General features: G+C 58.0%; 20 protein-coding genes and 1 tRNA gene. 9 read left to right on the forward strand and 12 right to left on the reverse strand.

What is annotated here, in order from left to right:
• Positions 1-11: 11 nt before the first annotated feature.
• Both recQ and pldA read right to left on the reverse strand, forming a co-directional pair.
• A complete protein-coding gene (recQ, locus tag WFO70_RS21310; protein ID WP_337019140.1) occupies positions 12-1,841 on the reverse strand; it encodes an ATP-dependent DNA helicase RecQ in 1,830 nt (609 codons plus the stop codon).
• Positions 1,842-1,931: 90 nt separating this feature from the next.
• The gene (gene pldA / locus WFO70_RS21315; RefSeq protein WP_337019142.1) at positions 1,932-2,792 is read right to left on the reverse strand and encodes a phospholipase A; all 861 of its coding nucleotides are present in this window, start codon (positions 2,790-2,792) and stop codon (positions 1,932-1,934) included.
• 159 nt (positions 2,793-2,951) lie between these two features.
• Here pldA and yigI point away from each other — a divergent pair, with 159 nt between their 5' ends.
• Positions 2,952-3,419, forward strand: a complete 468-nt coding sequence (gene yigI, locus WFO70_RS21320; RefSeq protein WP_337019144.1) for an acyl-CoA thioesterase YigI — start codon at positions 2,952-2,954, stop codon at positions 3,417-3,419.
• A gap of 51 nt (positions 3,420-3,470) precedes the next feature.
• Positions 3,471-4,367, forward strand: a complete 897-nt coding sequence (rarD, locus tag WFO70_RS21325; protein ID WP_337019146.1) for an EamA family transporter RarD — start codon at positions 3,471-3,473, stop codon at positions 4,365-4,367.
• A gap of 69 nt (positions 4,368-4,436) precedes the next feature.
• Here the strand turns inward: rarD and corA are convergent, their stop codons facing one another.
• A complete protein-coding gene (corA, locus tag WFO70_RS21330; RefSeq protein ID WP_337019147.1) occupies positions 4,437-5,387 on the reverse strand; it encodes a magnesium/cobalt transporter CorA in 951 nt (316 codons plus the stop codon).
• A gap of 147 nt (positions 5,388-5,534) precedes the next feature.
• A complete protein-coding gene (ysgD, locus tag WFO70_RS22555; protein ID WP_442913411.1) occupies positions 5,535-5,624 on the reverse strand; it encodes a YsgD/CorL family protein in 90 nt (29 codons plus the stop codon).
• Between the two features lie 227 nt (positions 5,625-5,851).
• On the opposite strand from ysgD, the gene WFO70_RS21335 reads away from it, so the two are divergent.
• The gene (locus tag WFO70_RS21335) at positions 5,852-6,151 is read left to right on the forward strand and encodes a hypothetical protein (protein WP_337019149.1); all 300 of its coding nucleotides are present in this window, start codon (positions 5,852-5,854) and stop codon (positions 6,149-6,151) included.
• Between the two features lie 28 nt (positions 6,152-6,179).
• Here the strand turns inward: WFO70_RS21335 and uvrD are convergent, their stop codons facing one another.
• The 6 genes from uvrD to lptM form a co-directional block, all read right to left on the reverse strand.
• A complete protein-coding gene (uvrD, locus tag WFO70_RS21340) occupies positions 6,180-8,342 on the reverse strand; it encodes a DNA helicase II (RefSeq protein WP_337019151.1) in 2,163 nt (720 codons plus the stop codon).
• Between the two features lie 78 nt (positions 8,343-8,420).
• Complete coding sequence (yigB, locus tag WFO70_RS21345) at positions 8,421-9,137, reverse strand: 5-amino-6-(5-phospho-D-ribitylamino)uracil phosphatase YigB (RefSeq protein ID WP_337019153.1); 717 nt, start codon at positions 9,135-9,137, stop codon at positions 8,421-8,423.
• Positions 9,137-10,039, reverse strand: a complete 903-nt coding sequence (xerC, locus tag WFO70_RS21350; protein ID WP_337019155.1) for a tyrosine recombinase XerC — start codon at positions 10,037-10,039, stop codon at positions 9,137-9,139. Before xerC ends, yigB begins: the two co-directional genes overlap by 1 nt.
• Positions 10,036-10,743, reverse strand: a complete 708-nt coding sequence (locus tag WFO70_RS21355; protein WP_337019157.1) for a DUF484 domain-containing protein — start codon at positions 10,741-10,743, stop codon at positions 10,036-10,038. Before WFO70_RS21355 ends, xerC begins: the two co-directional genes overlap by 4 nt.
• A complete protein-coding gene (gene dapF / locus WFO70_RS21360) occupies positions 10,740-11,564 on the reverse strand; it encodes a diaminopimelate epimerase (protein ID WP_337019159.1) in 825 nt (274 codons plus the stop codon). Before dapF ends, WFO70_RS21355 begins: the two co-directional genes overlap by 4 nt.
• Before the next feature lie 32 nt (positions 11,565-11,596).
• A complete protein-coding gene (gene lptM, locus WFO70_RS21365; RefSeq protein ID WP_337019161.1) occupies positions 11,597-11,800 on the reverse strand; it encodes an LPS translocon maturation chaperone LptM in 204 nt (67 codons plus the stop codon).
• A 139-nt stretch (positions 11,801-11,939) separates the two neighbouring features.
• On the opposite strand from lptM, the gene cyaY reads away from it, so the two are divergent.
• Positions 11,940-12,260, forward strand: coding sequence for an iron donor protein CyaY (gene cyaY, locus WFO70_RS21370; protein ID WP_337019163.1), 321 nt, complete (start codon positions 11,940-11,942; stop codon positions 12,258-12,260).
• 45 nt (positions 12,261-12,305) lie between these two features.
• Here cyaY and cyaA read toward each other — a convergent pair whose 3' ends face one another.
• Positions 12,306-14,849 carry a class I adenylate cyclase gene (cyaA, locus tag WFO70_RS21375; protein ID WP_337019165.1) on the reverse strand — a complete coding sequence of 848 codons (2,544 nt, stop codon included), beginning with the start codon at positions 14,847-14,849 and terminating at the stop codon, positions 12,306-12,308.
• Between the two features lie 343 nt (positions 14,850-15,192).
• Here cyaA and hemC point away from each other — a divergent pair, with 343 nt between their 5' ends.
• From hemC to WFO70_RS21400, 5 genes are all read left to right on the forward strand, one after another.
• Positions 15,193-16,134 (forward strand): hydroxymethylbilane synthase, encoded by a 942-nt coding sequence (gene hemC, locus WFO70_RS21380; protein ID WP_337019166.1) that lies wholly within the window; start codon positions 15,193-15,195, stop codon positions 16,132-16,134.
• The gene (gene hemD / locus WFO70_RS21385) at positions 16,131-16,871 is read left to right on the forward strand and encodes a uroporphyrinogen-III synthase (protein WP_337019168.1); all 741 of its coding nucleotides are present in this window, start codon (positions 16,131-16,133) and stop codon (positions 16,869-16,871) included. Before hemC ends, hemD begins: the two co-directional genes overlap by 4 nt.
• A gap of 21 nt (positions 16,872-16,892) precedes the next feature.
• A complete protein-coding gene (gene hemX, locus WFO70_RS21390) occupies positions 16,893-18,065 on the forward strand; it encodes a uroporphyrinogen-III C-methyltransferase (RefSeq protein ID WP_337019170.1) in 1,173 nt (390 codons plus the stop codon).
• Between the two features lie 2 nt (positions 18,066-18,067).
• Positions 18,068-19,267, forward strand: coding sequence for a protoheme IX biogenesis protein HemY (gene hemY / locus WFO70_RS21395; protein ID WP_337019172.1), 1,200 nt, complete (start codon positions 18,068-18,070; stop codon positions 19,265-19,267).
• Between the two features lie 159 nt (positions 19,268-19,426).
• Positions 19,427-20,632 (forward strand): MFS transporter, encoded by a 1,206-nt coding sequence (locus tag WFO70_RS21400; RefSeq protein WP_337019174.1) that lies wholly within the window; start codon positions 19,427-19,429, stop codon positions 20,630-20,632.
• A 502-nt stretch (positions 20,633-21,134) separates the two neighbouring features.
• Here WFO70_RS21400 and WFO70_RS21405 read toward each other — a convergent pair.
• Positions 21,135-21,211 (reverse strand) — tRNA-Pro (locus WFO70_RS21405).
• Between the last annotated feature and the right edge of the window lie 16 nt (positions 21,212-21,227).

Raw genomic sequence — 21,227 nt, forward strand, 5'->3', positions numbered from 1 at the left:
TGCCGGGCTGACTACTCCTCATCATCACCATCGGTATGGGAACGAATCAGCGCCATAAACTCTTTACCAAAACGCTCCAGCTTACGCGTGCCGACGCCGTTAACGCTGAGCATTTCGCTGGCGCTGAGCGGCATCTGTTCAGCCATTTCAATCAGCGTCGCATCGTTAAACACCACGTACGGCGGGATATTCTCCTCATCCGCGATGGCTTTGCGCAGCTTACGCAGCTTGGCGAAGAGTTTGCGATCGTAGTTGCCGCCGTAGGATTTCTGCATTACCCGCGGCTTCAGCGCCACCACGCGCGGCACGGCGAGCTTCAGCTCAACGTCACCACGCAGCACCGGGCGTGCCGCTTCGGTGAGCTGCAGCGCGGAGTGCTGGGCAATGTTCTGGGTCGCAAAGCCAAGGTGGATCAGCTGACGGATAACGCTGACCCAGTGCTCATGGCTCTGATCGCGACCAATGCCGTAGACCGGCAGCTTGTCATGGCCCATCTCGCGGATACGCTGATTGTTGGCCCCGCGCAGCACTTCCACCACATAACCCATACCGAAGCGCTGGTTGACGCGACCAATGGTGGAGAGCGCCTTACGGGCGTCCATCAGCCCGTCATACTGCTTCGGCGGATCGAGGCAGATATCGCAGTTACCGCACGACTCCTGGCGACCTTCGCCAAAATAGTTAAGCAGCACCAGACGGCGGCAGGTTTGCGCTTCGGCGAAGGCCCCCATCGCGTTGAGCTTGTGGCGTTCGATATCCTGCAACGGGCCCTGGGGTTTCTCTTCAAGGCAGCGACGCAGCCAGGCCATATCGGCCGGATCGTAAAACAGCATCGCCTCGGCGGGAAGGCCATCACGCCCGGCGCGACCGGTTTCCTGATAGTAGGATTCGATATTGCGCGGAATGTCGAAGTGCACCACAAAGCGCACGTTCGGTTTGTTGATGCCCATACCAAAGGCGACGGTTGCCACCACGATTTGCAGGTCGTCGCGCTGGAATTTCTCCTGCACCTCGGCACGAATGTGGTTTTCCAGCCCGGCATGATAGGCCGCGGCGCTAAAGCCCCGGCTCTGCAGACGTGCAGCGGTGTCTTCCACCTTCGCCCGGCTGTTGCAGTAGATGATGCCCGACTTGCCGCGTTGCTCCTGGACATAGCGCAGCAGCTGATCCAGCGGCTTGAATTTCTCCATCAGCATGTAGCGGATATTCGGGCGGTCGAAGCTGCTGACCTGGATCAGCGGATCGTTCAGCCCCAGCAGACGCACAATGTCCTGACGGGTAGTGTCGTCGGCGGTCGCGGTGAGCGCCATAAACGGCAGCTCGGGGAAACGCTGGCGCAGCTGGCCGAGGGCAGCATACTCCGGACGGAAATCATGGCCCCACTGGGAGATACAGTGCGCTTCATCCACCGCCAGCAGCACCGGGTTCCAGTGCGCCAGATGCTCAAGGAAGTTATCCAGCATCAGGCGTTCCGGGGCGATATACAGCAGACGCACCTGCCCGGTGCGGCACCCGGCCATCACCTCCTGCTGCTGCTCGCGGGTTTGGGTGGAGTTGATACAGGCCGCCGCCACGCCGTTCGCCAGCAGCTGGTCGACCTGATCTTTCATCAGCGAGATCAGCGGGGAGACCACCACCGTCAGGCCATTCATCACCAGCGCGGGAACCTGATAGCACAGCGATTTCCCGCCGCCGGTGGGCATGACCACCAGACAGTCACGCCCCGTAAGGGCGGTGTTAATGATGGTTTCCTGGCCCGGGCGGAACTGCTGGTAGCCAAAGGTTTCATGCAAAACCTGTTTAGCCAGCAACTCCTGATTTACGACTTCCGCCTGCACCACATCAACCCCATTTGCTGAAATAAAAACAGGCGCTATTTTCAGCGCCTGCGAGAGAAACTTCAACGTTTAAGACAAAAACATTCGAGGAGGCTAGAAAAGATCGTTCAGCATCACGCCCACGCCGACGCGGGTCTGGTTGAAGTTGTAGTCGATCAGCGATTCGCCGTAGCCGCTGTAGACCTGGGTATAGAGACGAACATGTTTGGTCAACGGATAGCTGACGCCCATCTCCGCGCCGCCATAGCCGGTGTTCCAGTTGTACTGCCCCTTCACACTCAGCACCGCTTCGCCCAGCTGATAGCCCACCCGCAGCTGGTAGTAACCCATGTATTTAGTGATATCCGGGTTATCGTCGGTGTTGCCGACCACGTACCAGGGTTTCACCTCCACCAGCCAGTTGCCGTTCTGCGCCATCAGGCGGCTATAGAGGCGGTTCCAGCTGCGTGACGTCGGGTCGGAGCGACCGTTAGATTGATGGTTATAGCCAAACTCCACGTCCCGCAGCGTCCAGCCCGCCAGCGAGTAATCGGTGGCAAAGCCGAGGAACAGCTGCGGCTCATAGTTGGTCTCGCGGAAGGGTGAAGATTCATCGCTGTTCGACAGCTGCCACCACGACTTCTGCGTGTAAGAGCCACCCAGAATCGAATTCGGCCCCAGAATACCGCGCCATAACGGGAAGGCGAGGCTCAGCTGGAACTTCACCTCATCCTTTTGCGAATCGTCGGCCCAGTCATAGGTACGGATCGCCTCTTTATTGAGGTCGCTGGTGACGGTGTAAATGAGGTAGTTGCTGTCATAGGGATAGAGCGTAAAAGGATTATCGTGCTCTTCTAAAAGGTTAGCGATAATGCTGCCGCGCACGGCAGGCACCTCCTGTGTTGCCGCGTCCTGCGCAAATGCCACAGAGGGCAGCGTAACCGCCGCCAGGAACCCGGCCTGATATATCCGCATCGCTGATGCTCTCCTGCGAAATTGTTTTGATGAATAGTTATGGTTTATTCATTTTACAGAATTAATGATTAACTGCTTATATCCGGGCTCCGAAAGTAGAAATTCACATTAATGAGGCATAAAATCAACAGCCTTTTAACACTAAGGATGTGACGCGCTATGTCTGCCACGCTTACTGCCGACGAAGCCCTGAAGCTTGTCGGTGAGATCTTCGTCTACCATATGCCGTTCAACCGTGCGCTGGGGCTCGAGCTGGAGCGTTACGAGAAAGATTTTGCCCAGCTGAGTTTTAACAACCAGCCGATGATGGTGGGTAACTGGGCACAAAGTATTCTCCACGGCGGGGTGATCGCCTCTGCCCTCGACGTTGCCGCCGGTCTGGTCTGCGTCGGCAGCACCCTGACCCGCCACGACACCATCAACGAAGACGAGCTGCGCCAGCGCCTGTCGCGGATGGGCACCATCGATCTGCGCGTCGATTATCTGCGCCCCGGTCGCGGGAACCGCTTTACCGCCAGCAGCAGCCTGCTGCGGGCCGGTAATAAGGTTGCGGTCGCGCGCGTTGAGCTGCACAACGAAGATCAGGTTTACATCGCCAGCGCAACCGCCACTTATATGGTGGGTTGAGAAGGTAAAATCGGGTAAAATTGCGTTACTTTTTTGTAACGGATTTTCCTGATGGATGCTAAACAGACGCGGCAGGGCGTTTTACTTGCGCTCGCCGCTTATTTTATTTGGGGTATCGCGCCCGCGTACTTCAAGCTGATTCACTACGTTCCCGCCGACGAAATTCTTACCCACCGCGTGATCTGGTCGTTTTTCTTTATGGTGGCGCTGATGAGCGTAAGCCGTCAGTGGTCAGGGGTAAAAACGCTCCTGCAAACGCCGAAGAAGATATTCCTGCTGGCGCTGTCGGCCGTGTTGATTGGCGGCAACTGGCTGCTGTTTATCTGGGCGGTGAACAACCAGCATATGCTGGAGGCGAGCCTGGGCTACTTCATTAACCCGCTGGTAAATATCGTGCTGGGGATGCTGTTCCTCGGCGAACGCTTCCGCCGGATGCAGTGGCTGGCGGTGTTCCTCGCCCTTTGCGGCGTTCTGGTTCAGCTGTGGACCTTCGGCTCGCTGCCGGTGATCGCCCTGGGGCTGGCGTTCAGCTTCGCCTTCTATGGCCTGGTGCGTAAGAAAATCGCCGTGGAAGCACAAACCGGGATGCTGTTTGAAACCCTGTGGCTGCTGCCCGTGGCCGCGATTTACCTGTTCGGCATTGCCGACAGCAGCACCAGCCATATGGACAGTAACCCCTGGACGCTGAACGTGATGCTGATGGCGGCCGGTGTGGTCACCACTATCCCTCTGCTGTGCTTTACCGGTGCGGCGACGCGCCTGCGCCTGTCGACGCTGGGCTTCTTCCAGTACATCGGCCCGACGCTGATGTTCCTGCTGGCGGTGCTGTTTTACGGCGAAGTGCCGGGCGCGGATAAGATGGTGACCTTCGCCTTTATCTGGGTGGCGCTGGCGGTGTTTGTAGCGGATGCGATTTATACCCAGCGCAGGACGCGCAAGGGGTTGTGATGTTGCCCTCTCCCACAGGAGAGGGAATGTGATCGTAGGGCGGGTAGCGCAGCGCCACCCGCCAGATTTTTACAGCCAGTTCCTGCGCTTGAAATAGAGATAGGGCGCGAGACCGGCGAGCACCATAAAGACAATCGCTCCCGGATAACCAAAGCTCCATTTCAGCTCCGGCATAAACTCAAAGTTCATCCCGTAGCTTGAAGCCACCAGCGTAGGCGGCAGGAACACCACCGAGACCACCGAGAAGATCTTGATGATGCGGTTCTGCTCGATGTTGATAAAGCCCATCGCCGCCTGCATCAGGAAGTTGACCTTCTGGAACAGGGATTCGTTGTGCGGCAGCAGGGATTCGATATCGCGCAGGATCTCCCGCGCCTGCTCAAGCTGACCGCCCGGCAGACGCGCCTTGCGTACCAGGAAGTTCAGCGCGCGCTGGGTATCCATCAGACACAGACGCACCTTCCAGCCGATATCTTCCAGCTCTGCCAGGGTCGAGAGCGCTTCGTCGTACTCATCGCCCTGATGGCCTTCCATGATCACCCGGCTCAGCTCTTCCAGATCGCTGTAGATGTTTTCAATCTCGTCCGCCAGCTGTTCAATTTTGGTTTCAAACAGGTCGAGCAGCAGCTCATAGGCATTGCCGTCCACCATCGACTGGCTACGGGCACGCATACGGTACAGGCGGAAGGCGGGCAGTTCACGCTCACGCAGGGTAAACAGGCGACCATCGCGGATGGTGAAAGCGACGGTGGAGTTACCGGCGTGATCTTCCGCATCTTCGAAGAAGAAAAAGGAGTGAATGTGCAGACCGTCTTCGTCTTCGAAGAAACGGGCCGACGCCTCGATGTCTTCCAGTTCCGGGCGGGTGGCCAGGCTTTGTCCGAGTTCCGATTGTACGCGCAGACGTTCGTCGTCGTCCGGTTCGACCAGATCCACCCATACGGCATCAATGAGGGGCTGTGACTCTTCGGCTTCAAGCCGAATCAGTCGGTTTTTTTCCAGTTGAAATGCGCTCAGCATGACCGGGACTCCAATGCAAAAAATATCGGACAGTTCGGTGGGCACACAGAAACAAATTGGGTTTCAGACCATTAAACAGCCTGACTCAGCGCGACGGGAATAACTGCCGCTGACAACCACTAAGGGCATCAGCGTGAGGAGATAGCCTTAGGAGTGGTTCCTGGATGACAGGGAATTGAGCCAGTATCTACTGGGTGTGTCCAAGGCGAATGTCCTCAAGCGTAATCGTGCGCGCATGTTACGCCAGCAGTAACTGTGGCGTCAACCCATGTTCATCGTGTTGAAAACCGAACTAAAGCAGCTACAGCATAGATGATGAATTCGCTTATTGGATTCAGATTAGCGACCCATTTCCCCGTTAATCTTTATAAATTCTGATTTATTCCGCTCACTCTGTATGGTTTTTGCGTTATTTATTACCATCTTTTAGGACATTTCTGTCAACTCAAAGGAAGGAATTGAAAATGAGGAAGATTTTTCTGACGTCCGCACTCTGTTTTACCCTGGCGGGATGCGCAACCGGCGCGCCTGATATGATGATCCTGCAGCAGGCCACGTCCAACGAATTAGGCCTGGCCTCAACCGATGAAGTGACCATTTCGAATGTGGTAAAAGGTAAGCCAAGCGCGCTTGGCGGTAGCACCGTAACGTACGACGCTGTCACTGCGAAAGGGCGTCAATTTACGTGCAACACCATGATGATGCCCAATCTCAATCCGCTGGAAAAGCCGACCTACACCAGCTTTAAGTGCCAGCCGAAATAATCTGTTTGCGCCGTTACGGCGCAAACCTTCACACCGTCTCCAGCCTCGCGTAAGCAGCCACCAGCCATTTGATCCCCTGCCCCTGGAACGCCACCTGCAGGCGACTGTGTTCTCCGCTGCCTTCCAGGTTCACAATAGTGCCTTCGCCGAATTTGGCGTGACGCACACGCTGGCCGAGTTTGAATCCGCTGTCGTTTTCCGAGATCGGCGCACCCAGGCGCTGATGGCTCACCGGACGGCTGATGCTGGCCCGCAAACGCACCTCTTCCACGCACTCTTCCGGCAGTTCGCCAATAAAACGCGACGGCCGGTGGTAAACCTCTTTCCCGTACAGACGGCGGGTTTCCGCATAGGTCAGGGTGAGTTTCTGCATCGCGCGGGTCACGCCGACGTAGGCCAGACGACGCTCCTCTTCCAGACGGCCACCCTCATCCAGCGACATCTGGCTCGGGAACATCCCCTCCTCCATGCCGACGATAAACACCTGCGGGAACTCCAGCCCTTTGGCCGAGTGCAGGGTCATCAGCTGGACGGCGTCCTGCCAGGTGTCAGCCTGCCCTTCGCCCGCCTCCAGCGCGGCATGGGACAGGAATGCCTGCAGCGGCATCAGGTCTTCGTCTTCGTCGTTGTAGCTGAACTGGCGCGTTGCCGTCACCAGCTCCTCTAAGTTCTCGATACGGGTCTGGCCCTTCTCGCCCTTCTCCTGCTCGTACATCATGCGCAGGCCGGAGTCTTTGATGACCCGATCAGTCTGCACGTGCAGCGGCATGTCGGCGGTTTCCTGCGCCAGGGCTTCGATCAGCTCCAGGAAACGCTGTAAGGCGCTGGCCGCACGACCGGCGAGGGCTTTTTCCTGCAGCAGCTCGCGGCACGCCTGCCACAAGGTCAGCTGGCGATCCCGGGAGGTCTGGCGCACCACGTCGAGGGTGCGATCGCCGATGCCGCGCGTAGGCGTATTCACCACGCGCTCAAAGGCCGCGTCGTCGTTACGGTTGGCAATCAGGCGCAGATAGGAGAGCGCGTCTTTGATTTCCTGGCGTTCGAAGAAGCGCATCCCGCCATAGATGCGGTACGGCATACTGGCCTGCAGCAGCGCCTCTTCCAGCACGCGCGACTGGGCGTTGCTGCGGTAGAGAATGGCGCACTTCTCCAGCGCGCCGCCGTTGTCCTGCCAGGTTTTGATCCGGTTGACCACGAAGCGGGCTTCGTCCAGCTCGTTAAAGGCGCAGTAGAGCGAGATCGGCTCACCGTCGATGCCCTCGGTCCACAGCTTTTTACCCAGACGCCCGTTGTTGTTTTCAATCAGGGCGTTGGCCGCGCTCAGAATGTTGTTGGTGGAGCGGTAGTTCTGCTCAAGGCGGATGGTCTCGGCACCCGGGAAGTCCTTCAGGAAACGCTGGATGTTTTCTACCTGGGCGCCGCGCCAGCCGTAGATCGACTGATCGTCATCGCCGACAATCATCACCTTGCTGGAGTCGCCCGCCAGCAGGCGGATCCACGCGTACTGAATGTTGTTGGTATCCTGGAATTCGTCCACGAGGATGTTGGTAAAGCGTTCGCGGTAGTGCTGCAGGATATGCGGCTTGTTAAGCCACAGCTCATGGGCACGCAGCAGCAGCTCGGCGAAATCCACCAGCCCGGCGCGATCGCAGGCCTCCTGATAGGCCTGATAGACCTTCTGCCAGGTCTGCTCAATCGGGTTGCCAAAGCTCTGGATATGGTGCGGGCGCAGCCCTTCGTCTTTCTGGCTGTTGATGTACCACATGGCCTGACGCGGCGGCCACTGCTTCTCGTCGAGGTTCATGGCCTTGATCAGGCGCTTCAGCAGACGCAGCTGGTCTTCGCTGTCGAGGATCTGGAAATCTTGTGGCAGCCCGGCATCCAGATGGTGCGCACGCAGCAGGCGGTGCGCCAGCCCGTGAAAGGTGCCAACCCACATGCCGCCCTGGCTGGTGCCCATCAGCTGGGCGATACGGTGGCGCATCTCGGCCGCCGCTTTGTTGGTGAAGGTCACCGCCATAATCGAGTACGGCGAGCAGTTCTCCACGCTTTGCAGCCAGGCGATGCGGTGTACCAGCACGCGTGTCTTACCACTGCCCGCCCCTGCCAGCACCAGCATATTGGTGCGCGTCGCGGCAACCGCGTCACGCTGTTTGTCATTAAGGCTGTCGAGCAGGTAAGAAACGTCCATTGGGCACCGCCACAAAGAGGTCATCCGGCGGCCATTAGCCGCCGGATACACTGTTAATTTATACAGAACTACTGGTGATTATATCAGCGTGGTGAGGGATGCCAACCGTGAAATTTCGATGTGCGGCAGCAGGCGGCTGTCGGCGGTCTGCATCAGATCGGCCTTTTCCGGCTTGATCCAGCAGGCCTGCATCCCGCAGCGGATCGCGCCAGCGACGTCGGTGGTCAGGTCATCGCCCACGTGCAGGATCTCACCCAGCGGCAGGTCGAGCTTCTCCGCCGCCAGATGGTACATATCGTTGAACGGCTTGGAGCGCCCGTGCGGGCCTGCGCGCAGCACAAACTCGAAGTAGTCGCCCAGGCCAAACAGCTCCGGCTGGGCATTGCCGTTGGTGATGGCCACCAGCGGCCACTTTTCACCCAGTTTCGCCAGCGTGTCGTGGGTCTCCTGGGGTACGTCGATGCGGCTGCGCCATTGGGCGAAGTGCGCCATCGAGGCTTCTGCGCCAAGGGCGGCTTCGGCAGCGGTCAGGCCGGCATTAAGCATCGCCTGCTCAACGGCACGGCGACGCCACTCGGTGACGTCATGATAGATTTCCGGCTCGGTTTGCCGTAACGCCTGGCGCAGGCGGTGAAACTCTTTATTCTCCAGCGTCTTTAACGCCGGATGGTAGTTTTGCACAAACGCCAGCGCTTCCTGCTCGGTTCGCAGGATCACTTCGCGGTTGTCATAAAGGGTGTCATCAAGGTCGAACGTCAGTGCTGAGATGTGGCCTAATGGACGATAAAAACGCATTATTTCCCCCGTTTGGCGCGTGGATGCGCCGCGTCGTACACCGAGGCAAGGTGTTGAAAATCAAGATGGGTATAGATCTGGGTGGTGGACAAATTGGCGTGGCCCAGCAGCTCCTGCACGCCGCGCAGATCGCCGCTGGACTCCAGCATGTGCGTGGCGAAGGAGTGGCGCAGTTTATGCGGATGAACATGGCTGTTCAGCCCCTGCTTGATCCCCCATTCGGCAAAACGTTTTTGCACGTTACGCGCCGAGATCCGCTTCCCGAGCTTCGAGAGGAACAGCGCATCCTCTTCAGTGCCGAACAGGCCGCGCAGATCGAGCCAGTGTTCAATCCACGCCACGGCGTTGCGGCCAATGGGCAGGCGGCGCTCTTTGCTGCCTTTGCCCATCACCCATACTTCGCCGGTGTCGAGATCGAGGTGTTTGATATCGAGGTTCACCAGCTCGGAAAGACGCAGTCCCGCCCCATACATCACCTCCAGCATCGCCCGATCCCGTACCGCCAGCGGATCGTTGAGATCGATATCCAGCAGGCGGTTAACGTCATCGACATCGATATTTTTGGGCAGGTAGCGCGGCGCTTTCGGCGCGGCGATCCCTTTCGCCGGGTTGGCGTTGAGTTCGCCCTGGCTAACCAGCCAGTCAAAGAAGCTGCGCAGCGCGGAAAGACGCAGCGCGAGGCTGGCAGGACCCAGCCCTTTCCGGCGGCTGCGCACGGCAAAGGTTCGCACCGTGGCGGCATCACATTGCTGCCAGCTCGTCAGGCCGATCTCTCCGGCAAGCTGCATGATGGCATCAAGCTGACGCTGGTAGTTGAGCAGGGTGATCGGGCTGAGCTGGCGCTCAACGCCCAGATAGCGCAGAAAACGCGTGACGGCAGGTGCCAGCAGAGCATCCGTCATACGCGTTCAATCCAGCGTTCCAGCAGCTCGGGCAGCATCTGCGCGATCTCCTGGATCAGCTGCGTTCCTTGTCCCTGCTGATAGTGTTGCGGATCGCGGCTGGTGAACAGTATCACCCCGAGATCGCCGTCGCGTCCCATCAGCGACATTGCCACTGAACCTATGGCTTTGGCCTCCGGCAGAACCACCAGCAGCTCCGGGCCATGCAGCGGCCCAAGATAGTGGTTCTCGCATCCCATGCGCTGAATGCGCAGTGGCTCAAACGCCTGCCGCGATAGCGCCAGATGGGTAAAGCTGGAGGGCGCGCCAATGCGCCAGCGGTCCGGGAACAGGCGCAGGGTTGCCCCGGCCAGACCCAGCTCCCGCGCCCAGCGATGCAGACGCAGCAGAAATTCGTCCAGGCTGCTGGCCGAGGCCAGCCGCGACTGCAGGTGCAGCAGACGATAGAACAGACCTTCATTACTGGTGGCCTGCTCCATCAGCAGCGAGATGTTCTCTTCCAGATGGTTGATATGGTTACGCGCGCGCGCCATATGCCATTCGACCAGCGAGACCGTTCCGCGGATCGGATGCGGCACGCGCATCGCTTCAACCACGCGGGCATTGCGAATGAAAAACTCAGGATGGCGCAGCAGATAATCAACAACCGCCCGGTCGTCCATCTCCGTCAGCGTTTCCTGCAGTTCTTCTCCTGGTTGTTTCATAGATGGATAAACCCGTCGTAGACTTGTGTCGCCGGGCCCGTCATATACAGAGGCTGACCCGGGCCTTTCCAGGCGATATCAAGACGGCCGCCTGGTAAATCCACGCGAACCTCTTCCGCCAGTAAACCCTGTGCAATTCCCACCGCGACGGCTGCGCAGGCACCGCTGCCGCACGCCTGTGTTTCACCTGCTCCGCGTTCATAGACGCGCAGACGGATGTGATCGCGAGTGATGACCTGCATAAATCCAATATTGGCGCGCTCAGGGAAACGTTCATGACTTTCCAGCACCGGACCGAGCGTCTCAACGGGCGCGGTCGCGACGTCATCAACCTGAATCACGCAGTGCGGGTTCCCCATAGAGACCACGCCGCACAAGACTGTCTGTTCCGCGACGCGCATGATATAGGTCTTTTCCGCTTTGTTAGCGCGAAACGGCACCTGCGACGGCTCGAAGTTCGGCTCGCCCATGTTGACCCGCACCAGCTCGTCGTCGGTGACGCTCAGCACCATCCGCCCATTGGCGGTGCTGACGCGAATATCGCGCTTGTTGGTCAGCCCCTTCAGACGAACAAAGCGGGCAAAGCAGCGCGCGCCGTTGCCACACTGGGAGACTTCGCTGCCATCGGCATTAAAGATGCGGTAGTGAAAATCGAGATCCGGATCGTAAGGCGGCTCAACCACCAGCAGCTGATCAAAGCCGACCCCGAGGTGCCGATCGGCCAGACGGCGGATCAGCTCCGGAGAAAAGAAGACATTCTGCGTTACCGCGTCGACGACCATAAAATCATTGCCAAGGCCATGCATTTTAGAGAACTGCATTATTTACTCCATTGCGCGGTTCGCAACGCGCGTCAGTAATTCACCTGGCTTGGGCCGCCATTATCGCCGCGGTCGTTACGATCTGGCAGGGTGGTTTGCACCGGGCTTTGCACTTTTTTGGTTGGTGGCGGCGCGGTTTTATCTGCCGGTGGGAAATAGAGCGGCCCTTTCAGACCACAGCCACTCAGGCTGAACAGTGCGAGGAGAACGGCAAGCGTTCCAAAAACGTTTTTCATTATCAGGTTGCCTGTAAGTTCATGCTTTCTGTTTTCTATCATCGCAGGAGAAGGCACAAAAGCAAGAGTTTGCCGCTAACCTGCAACCGGAATTATTTAGCGTTATACTGCCGCCATCACGAAAAACAGGAACAGAACCATGAATGACAGTGAATTCCATCGCCTCGCCGATAACCTGTGGCAAACCATCGAAGAGCGCCTTGACGACTGGGATGGCGACAGCGACATCGATTGTGAAATCAACGGCGGTGTGCTGACCATCAGCTTTGAAAACGGCAGCAAGATCATTATTAACCGCCAGGAACCGCTTCACCAGGTGTGGCTGGCCACCAAACAGGGCGGCTACCATTTCGACCTCAAGGGCGATGAGTGGATTTGCGATCGCAGCGGTGAAAGGTTCTGGGATCTGCTGGAACAGGCCGCGACCGCCCAGGCGGGTGAAGAGGTGAAATTCAGTTGAGGTTTATTGCCCGGTGACGCTTGCGCTTACCGGGCCTACAACGGCTCAGGAGAAATACTGCTGCAACAGCGGGGTACTGGCGTCCTGGTTAGCCGGTGCGGCGGCAATCACCTGGGTGCGGAACGGGATCACCTGCGCACGGCCATCGACCTTCACAATCTGGTAGAACTGCGGCAGGTTGAAGTTGATAAAACTGGAACCATAAGTGAAGCGGTCGTGTGAGGACGAGTAGAAGCGGCTGACGTCGCGCACCAGCTCCTCTTTGCTGCCTTCACAGTGGTGATACACCTCGGCGCGGTTGGTTTCATCAAGGATATAGATATTGAAACCGGCATCGTCCCCCGACTCTTCAAAGAAGAACTGAATAATCCCTTCGCTGGCAAAACCATCCACCACCTGCGGCAGTTTGACGTGGTTGGTTTCCACCTGCACCGAGAGACCGTGCAGTTTGTTGTGTGAGATGGCACCGTAGAACTCAATGGCGTTTTCCAGCTTCTGCACCGACACGTTCAGACGCTCAAAGAACAGGCCCCAGGTCTGCCCGGAGACGCGCAGCGCTTTGAAGCGCCCGGTTTCCTGACGGGTGCTGGAGAGGCGCAGATCGATACACTCGGAGACCAGCTGCTGCACGCGGGTACGGATCAGGCCACGCAGATGCTGGCTGTAGCAGAAGACCTCGACGCTGTCCGGCGGAGCAGCATCCTGGTGCATCTTGCCGAGAATAGTTTTCAGCGCTTCGATCATCGCCTGTTCGCCGTTGAAGTGCAGAGTACGCACTTCGTTCCACGAGTTGCGGTAGAGCAGATCGACGCTGCCCACCAGGCAGTTTTGCTGCTCGCCAAAGCTGAACACATCCAGCTTACGGAAATCGAAATGCACCACCTGATTGCGGAACGCCGCCGTCGGGTCATATTCCAGGTTAACGATAATCGCCAGATGGCGAATTTCACACGGGCTGTAGAGCGCTTTCGGCGTAGGAGCCGGCAGACGCAGCGGGAAGTGGTGCGAGACATCCGCCACCATCTCCTGCAGTTTGGCGAGATCGACGATCTCGTTGCCCTTAATAAACAGACGGGTACGTGACGTGAGCAGTCCGTTAAACCAGGCCCAGGCCACCAGCTTGTTCAGATAGCGGTTATATTCCAGCGGCTGATGGCTGATGATCGAGTCCATGCTCGGCGCACGGTTGTACAGATACCACCCGGTGCGGTTGGCGCGACCCGGCGGCACATAGATAAAGGTCAGGTTCGGTTCAGACAGGTCCGGCGAAATCTGTGGGTTTACCAGGGTCACTTTACCCGGCAGCGCTTCAAACGCGGCGTACAGCTTACGGGTCAGCACCCCGATATCCTGCGGGCTGGCGGAAACGCTGAGGTTGTTACGACGGGCAAAGCGGATCAGGTTACGGTAGCTCTGCATCATGGCATCGAGCAGCTCGTTGTGCGCTTCACGCACCTGATCGATCTTCCAGTTGGCGCGATTATCGAGCATCGACAGACGCTCTTCGTCCCATCCCCACTCTTTGACTAACTGACTGAGCACTTCACGACGCCAGCCGACGCATGCGCGTTCGCGGCTGAGCTTCTCACAGACTTTGAGATAGAAACATCGACGGACCAGGTCGAGACGGGTCGGATCGTCGATGGCTTTCAGGTATTCGGTGACGCGCTCGAGCATCATGCAGTAGGCATCAAGACCGAAAGAGACGATCTCGCCATCATGCAGACGCTGTTTAATGTCTTTCGCCAGCAGACGCGGCGTTGGGTATTCCCACGAGTAGGCTTCAAGCAGCAGGGTTTTGAGCACCGCTTTGTACGGGGAATCAATACTTTTATACAGCTGCCACAGGCTTGCGCCGAAATACTCTTCGGCGGAGAGGGAGCTCAAGCCACCCAGATCCAGCCACTCGTTTGGCGTCAGGACCCCCTGGGCGTAGAGCTTCATGACGTAATCGTCGTAATGCTCTTCTTCATCGCACGGCACCATACTCCAGAGAATACGCTTCCCGGCCAGGCGCACGGCGGTACGGTAAAACTCATCCAGCAATAAGATGTGCTGCGTCGAGCCGCAGTCTTCACCACCCAGACTGCCGCTTTCATTATGGCGGAAACGGTTTTCATCAATCAGGAAGAAACTCACTTCCACGCCGAGCGAGGCGGCCCAGCTCTCCAGCAGGCTGCATTTACGCTGCAGCAGCTGACGCTCGTCGTTATCGAGCCACGACTGATGGCAGACCCAGATATCCAGGTCCGAAGAACAGCTTTGCCCAACCGAAGAGGTACTGCCCATGGTGTAGACGCCGGTGATCGGCAGTTCGCCTTTCGGGGATACCTGCGGCGGCATGCCACGGTAGAGCTCCAGCTCTTTCAGGTAGTGTTCTTGGGTTTCATCAGGCGTGTAAAGGCAGATGCCCTTGGGAACGTTACCGTCGAGGTAACCCGGCATCAGTGGGTGGTGATAGTGCAACAATGTCGGCAGAAGACTGTAAACCTGCTGGAATGCAGGGCCCATCGCCGCAAGCGCGCGATCGACACGCAGTTGGTTGATGGCATCCAGTCTCTGTTTCAGAGTCTCAATATAGAGGTACAAGACGTATCGCCTGATGTTCAGAAGGCATTAATCCTCACCAGGACCGAGGATTACGCGTTCACAGTATTTCGAAAGTAACCGTCGCCCTTTTTCGCCCTTATCTTTCTGGTCTCGGAGACGAAAAAATGGTCTAAAACGTGATCAATTTAACACCTTGCCGTTTGACCGTAAAGAAAGATGCGCTACATACAAGTGTAGCACCGTTCTGTACGTGTAAATTCCTGAATACGGCAGCAGGCAACCTCTATCCCTGCCCTGTCCTGACCCCTCAACGTCCGTAAACCTGACACTCCCAGGACAACAATGTTAGGATGGTCAGTAGATGATTAAGACGGTAACAAGCATGTTAGACAATGTTTTAAGAATTGCCACACGCCAAAGCCCTCTCGCGCTCTGGCAGGCACATTACGTTAAGCAGCGCCTCGAAGCCTGCCATGAAGGCTTGCGTGTTGAGCTGGTACCGATGGTAACGCGTGGCGATGTCATTCTTGATACACCGCTGGCGAAAGTGGGCGGCAAAGGCCTGTTCGTGAAAGAGCTGGAGCTGGCACTGCTTGAGGATCGCGCCGATATCGCGGTCCACTCCATGAAGGACGTCCCGGTTGATTTCCCCGAGGGGCTGGGCCTGGTCACCATTTGCGAGCGCGAAGATCCGCGTGACGCCTTTGTTTCAAACCGCTACGACTCGCTGGATGACCTGCCGCAGGGCAGTATCGTTGGCACGTCAAGTTTACGCCGCCAGTGTCAGCTGGCCGAGTCCCGCCCGGATCTGGTTATCCGCTCCCTGCGCGGTAACGTCGGTACCCGTCTCGGCAAGCTCGATAACGGCGAGTACGACGCCATCATTCTGGCGGTAGCCGGTCTGAAACGCCTGGGCCTGGAGTCGCGCATTAAGGTGGCGTTGCCACCGGAGCAGTCGCTGCCGGCCGTCGGTCAGGGCGCGGTGGGCATTGAGTGCCGACTCAACGATAGCCGCACCCATGCGCTGCTGGCACCGCTCAATCACGACGAGACGGTCATTCGCGTCAAGGCGGAGCGCGCCATGAACACCCGCCTTGAAGGGGGATGTCAGGTACCGATTGGCAGCTATGCTGAATTAATTGCTGGCGAACTGTGGCTGCGTGCGCTGGTTGGCGCGCCGGACGGTTCGCAGATGGTGCGCGGCGAACGCCGTGGTAACCCTCAGGATGCAGAACAGCTGGGTATTTCGCTGGCAGAAGAGCTGCTCGACAACGGTGCCCGTGAAATTCTCGCGGAAGTCTATAATGGAGAACCCCCGGCATGAGTATTCTCGTCACCCGCCCTTCTCCCGCTGGAGATGAGTTAGTGAGCCGTCTGCGCACACTCGGGCAGGTGGCGTGGAGCTTTCCGCTGATTGAGTTCTCCCCGGGCCGGGAACTTCCCCTGCTCGCTGGCCATCTTGCTGCGTTGCAGGCCGATGACATGCTGTTCGCTCTGTCACAACACGCCGTGGAGTTTGCCCACGCCCGGCTGCAACAGGACGGCCAGCGCTGGCCGGATGCACCGCACTATTTCGCCATCGGCAGAACCACCGCCCTGGCGCTGCATACCGAAAGCGGCAAAGACATTCGCTATCCGCTGGATCGGGAAACCAGCGAAGTGTTGCTACAATTACCTGAATTACAAACTGTTGCGGGCAAGCGCATTCTGATTTTGCGCGGCAACGGTGGGCGAGAGCTGCTGGGCAATACGCTGCGTGAGCGCGGAGCAGAAGTGACATTTTGTGAATGTTATCAACGTTGTAATAAACATTATGACGGTGCAGAAGAGGCGATGCGCTGGCAGTCTCGCGGCGTTACCACTCTGGTAGTGACCAGCGGCGAAATGCTACAACAGCTCTGGTCGCTGATCCCGCAATGGTATCGTGATAACTGGTTACTCCGCTGTCGGCTTCTGGTCGTCAGTGAGCGTCTGGCGAACCTCGCCCGGGAACTGGGCTGGCAAGATATTCGGATCGCTGATAACGCCGACAACGATGCGCTGCTGCGCGCATTACAATAACTCTCATAATGGGAAGCCATAATGACGGAACAAGAAAAATCCTCCGCCGTGGTTGAAGAGACCAGGGAGACTGTGGACACCACGCCACAGCCAGAAACGACAGAGAAAAAGCATGGCAGCAATAAAACCAGTCTGGCGTTAAGCGCGATTGCCATCGCCATCGCGCTGGCTGCAGGTATCGGCCTGTACGGTCTGGTGAAGAAACAAGCCACCAATCAGACCGCCACCAGCGACGCGCTGGTGACTCAGGTCACCGCCCTGCAACAGGCCCAGCAGGCGCAGAAAACCGAGCTGGAAGGGGTGATCAAACAGCAGGCGGCCCAGCTGGCCGACGCGAACCGTCAGCAGGCCGAGCTGGCGAAACAGCTGGATGAAATGCAGCAAAAAGTGGCGGCCATTTCCGGCACCGACGCCAAAACCTGGCTGCTGGCGCAGGCAGATTTCCTGGTCAAACTGGCCGGACGTAAGCTGTGGAGCGATCAGGATGTCACCACTGCCGCCGCGCTGCTGAAAAGCGCCGACGCCAGCCTGGGCGATATGAACGACCCGAGCCTCATCACTGCCCGTCGTGCCCTCACCGAAGATATCGCCAGCCTGGCGACCGTCTCGCAGGTGGATTACGACGGCATCATTCTGAAAGTGAATCAGCTGTCGAACCAGATCGATAACCTGCGTCTGGCAGACAATAACGACGACGACTCCCCGATGGACTCCGACAGCAGCGAACTCTCCAGCTCACTGAGCGAGTGGCGCATCAACCTGCAGAAAAGCTGGCAGAACTTTATGGACAGCTTTATTACCGTGCGCCGCCGCGATGAAACCACCGTGCCGCTGTTAGCCCCCAATCAGGACGTCTACCTGCGCGAAAACCTGCGCTCACGCCTGCTGGTGGCCGCGCAGGCGGTTCCTCGCCATCAGGAAGAGACCTATAAGCAGGCGCTGGACAACGTCTCGACCTGGGTGCGTGCTTACTACGATACCGACGATGCCACCACCACGGCCTTCCTCGACGATGTGGACAAGCTGAGCCAACAGAACATCACCATGAACGTCCCGGATAAGCTGGCGAGCCAGCCGATTCTGGAGAAGCTGATGCAGACGCGCGTGCGCAACCTGCTGGCACAGCCGGGCGTGGCCGCAGAGCAGGCTCCCGCTGCTGCTCCGGCCCCTGACAGCGCGCCGCAAGGAGAGTAATCATGTTGAAAGTCCTGTTACTCTTCGCACTGCTGCTCGCCGGGATCGTGCTGGGTCCTATGCTGGCGGGTCATCAGGGTTACGTGCTGATCCAGACCGATAACTACAATATTGAAACCAGCGTCACCGGGTTGGTGATCATTCTGATCCTGGTGATGGTGGCGTTTCTGGCGATCGAATGGATCCTGCGCCGCATCTTCCGTACCGGGGCCCATACCCGCAGCTGGTTTGTTGGCCGCAAGCGCCGCCGTGCCCGCAAGCAGACCGAACAGGCGTTGCTGAAGCTGGCGGAAGGCGACTATCAGCAGGTTGAGAAGCTGATGTCGAAGAACGCCGATCACGCGGAACAACCGGTGGTGAACTATCTGCTGGCCGCCGAAGCCGCCCAGCAGCGCGGCGATGAAGTGCGCGCCAATCAGCATCTGGAGCGCGCTTCCGAGCTGGCCGAAAACGATCCGATCCCGGTGGAGATCACCCGGGTGCGTCTGCAGCTGGCACGGAACGAAAACCATGCCGCCCGTCACGGCGTCGATCGCCTGCTGGAGATCGCCCCGCGTCATCCGGAGGTGCTGCGTCTGGCAGAGCAGGCCTATATCCGCACCGGTGCCTGGGGCTCGCTGCTGGACATCATCCCGTCGATGGCAAAAGCTGACGTGGGTGACGATGAGCAGCGCGATAACCTGCAACGTCAGGCGTGGATTGGTCTCATGGACCAGGCGCGTGCCGATCAGGGCAGCGATGGTCTGAAAGAGTGGTGGAAGAATCAGAGCCGCAAAACGCGCCAGCAGGTACCCCTGCAGGTGGCGATGGCGGAGCACCTGATTGAGTGTGACGATCATGATACCGCCCAGAGCATCATTCTTGATGGCCTGAAGCGTCAGTATGACGATCGTCTGGTGATGGTGATCCCGCGTCTGAAAACCAATAACCCGGAGCAGATCGAGAAAATGCTTCGCCAGCAGATCAAAACCGTGGGCGATCGGCCGCTGCTGTGGAGCACCCTCGGTCAGTCGCTGGCCAGACATGGTGAATGGAAAGAGGCCAGCCTCGCCTTCCGCGCCGCGTTAAAACAGCGTCCGGATGCGTTTGACTACGCCTGGCTGGCGGACACCCTGGACAAGCTGCATCTGCCAGAGGAAGCCGCCGCAATGCGTCGCGATGGTCTGCTGCTGACGTTGCAGAACAATCCCCCGCAGCAATAATTGCAAAGGAGGCCTGACGGCCTCCTTTTTTATTTGCTACATTCTTTGCATCATCTTCATGAGACCGCCTCCGCCAATGTAACGACCTCCTTTCATTAAACATTTTTCCTGCACACGCCCTGGCGGTGTGGACTATCTCGTTTTTGAAAGGATCGTTTCATGAACACGCTTTTATACGCGCTTTTTTGCGCGCTCCGCAGCCATCGCTGGCTGCGTCTGCTGGCCTGCGCTTTTCTGTTTACCTCTGTAGGGAATGGCTTAACCCAGGTGATGGTCTTTGGCCTGCTGCTGGACTGGCAGGCCCCCGCCTCTTTGCTGACCCTGGCATATCTGTTTGCCACGCTGCCGGGGTTTCTGGGCAGCCTCGTCGGGGAGAAGCTCTGTATGCGCTTTTCGCCCATCCGCCTGCTGATCCTGACCGAGTGGCTGGGTCTGCTCGCCCTGCTGTTTCCCCTGCTGGGCATTCAGTATCACAGCATGGTGGCCCTGCTGGCGGTGCAGTCCACCGAGGCCTTTCTGGCGGGCATGAGCTGGCCCGCACTGACCCTGCTCTTCCGACGGGGATTATCCGAAGCCGAGCTGCCCGCGGCCACATGCCTGGAGACGATGATTTTTGCTTCGCAGGTGCTGCTGGGTACCGGGCTGGGTATGGTGCTGTTCCATCATCTGCCTGCCCTGGCCCTGCTGGGGATCGACGCGCTCACTTTTGTCGGCTCTTTGCTGATGCTGCTCCTCGCCGGCAGCGCGTTGCCTTCCCTGGCGCCTGAGCAGGCAGCGGACACTGAAAAACCGGTGCCGGTGCGCTGGCAGGCGCTGGCCCCGTTGCAAAAACGCAGCCTGTTACTGCTCCCCGCCCTCGCCGCCGTGGGATCGCCTGCCATGGCGCTGCTGCCTGCGCTGGCGCAGCAGATCGAACCGGATAATGCCGCCGGACTGGCCCTGCCCTTGCTCTTTGCCCGTAGCATGGGGCAGCTGTGCGGCCCGCTGCTGCTGAACAGAGAGAGTCTGCCTCGCTACGCCGGGCACAACCGCCTTCTGCTGACCTGTCTCGGACTCTTTTTATTTGCCTATGGGACGATCCCGCTGCTATCGGGGACCCAGGCGCTGGGGGTGGTATTTATCGCCCATCTGGCTTCGAATGTCGTTTTTGCGGTGGGCACGTTTAGCCTGTTGAGCAGCTTTCAGACCGGCCAGGTCTCCTCTGCCAGCGGCAAGGCATGGCGATGGCAAACCGCCAGTGCGTCGCTCTTTACCTGCCTGACGGCAATGGTGGCTGACGTGCTGGGGCCGTTACAGGCGCTGTATGGCGTTTCCGGCTGCGCCTTGCTGATGGTGGTGGGGATCCTGACGCGCTACTGCAGATAAGGCATAAAAAAACGCCTGCTAAAAAGCAGGCGTTAAACAGGTCTGTTCGACAACTTGTGGTGCTTCACTCAACGTTATGCCCATGGTGTTTGATGAGGCCGAAGCGACATCTGTCTGTGGACGATAAGCACCGTAAATGGCTCTGCATCATTCCGGTGTTTATGAGGCACTAAGGCGAACATAAGAGATGGAATGAGCATCTACACGTATATTATTGCACGCAACATGCCAGGTTTGCACAGAGAAGTTGTCTGATATCCAACTTTTTAAGATAAAAGGAAATTATGTCATTCAGGCAGGTATCAGGCGGCAAAATGCCTCTGAATGGCGGGCAAAGTGTCTCCGGAAAACGACACCAGGGCACAGAAAGGAATATATTGTTATTTTTCAGTAAATTAGATGTCACTTATTCACGACAGGCCTGAATATCGCTGTCGGCAATCAGCAACAAAGGGAAGTAATGACAGAAAACAAAAAACCCCGCCGAAGCGGGGTTCAAAATTGGTCGGCGAGAGAGGATTCGAACCTCCGACCCACTGGTCCCAAACCAGTTGCGCTACCAAGCTGCGCTACTCGCCGTTGTACTGCTTTTTGA

Source organism: Leclercia sp. AS011, from assembly GCF_037152535.1.
In the GTDB taxonomy this organism is placed as follows: Bacteria; Pseudomonadota; Gammaproteobacteria; order Enterobacterales; family Enterobacteriaceae; genus Enterobacter.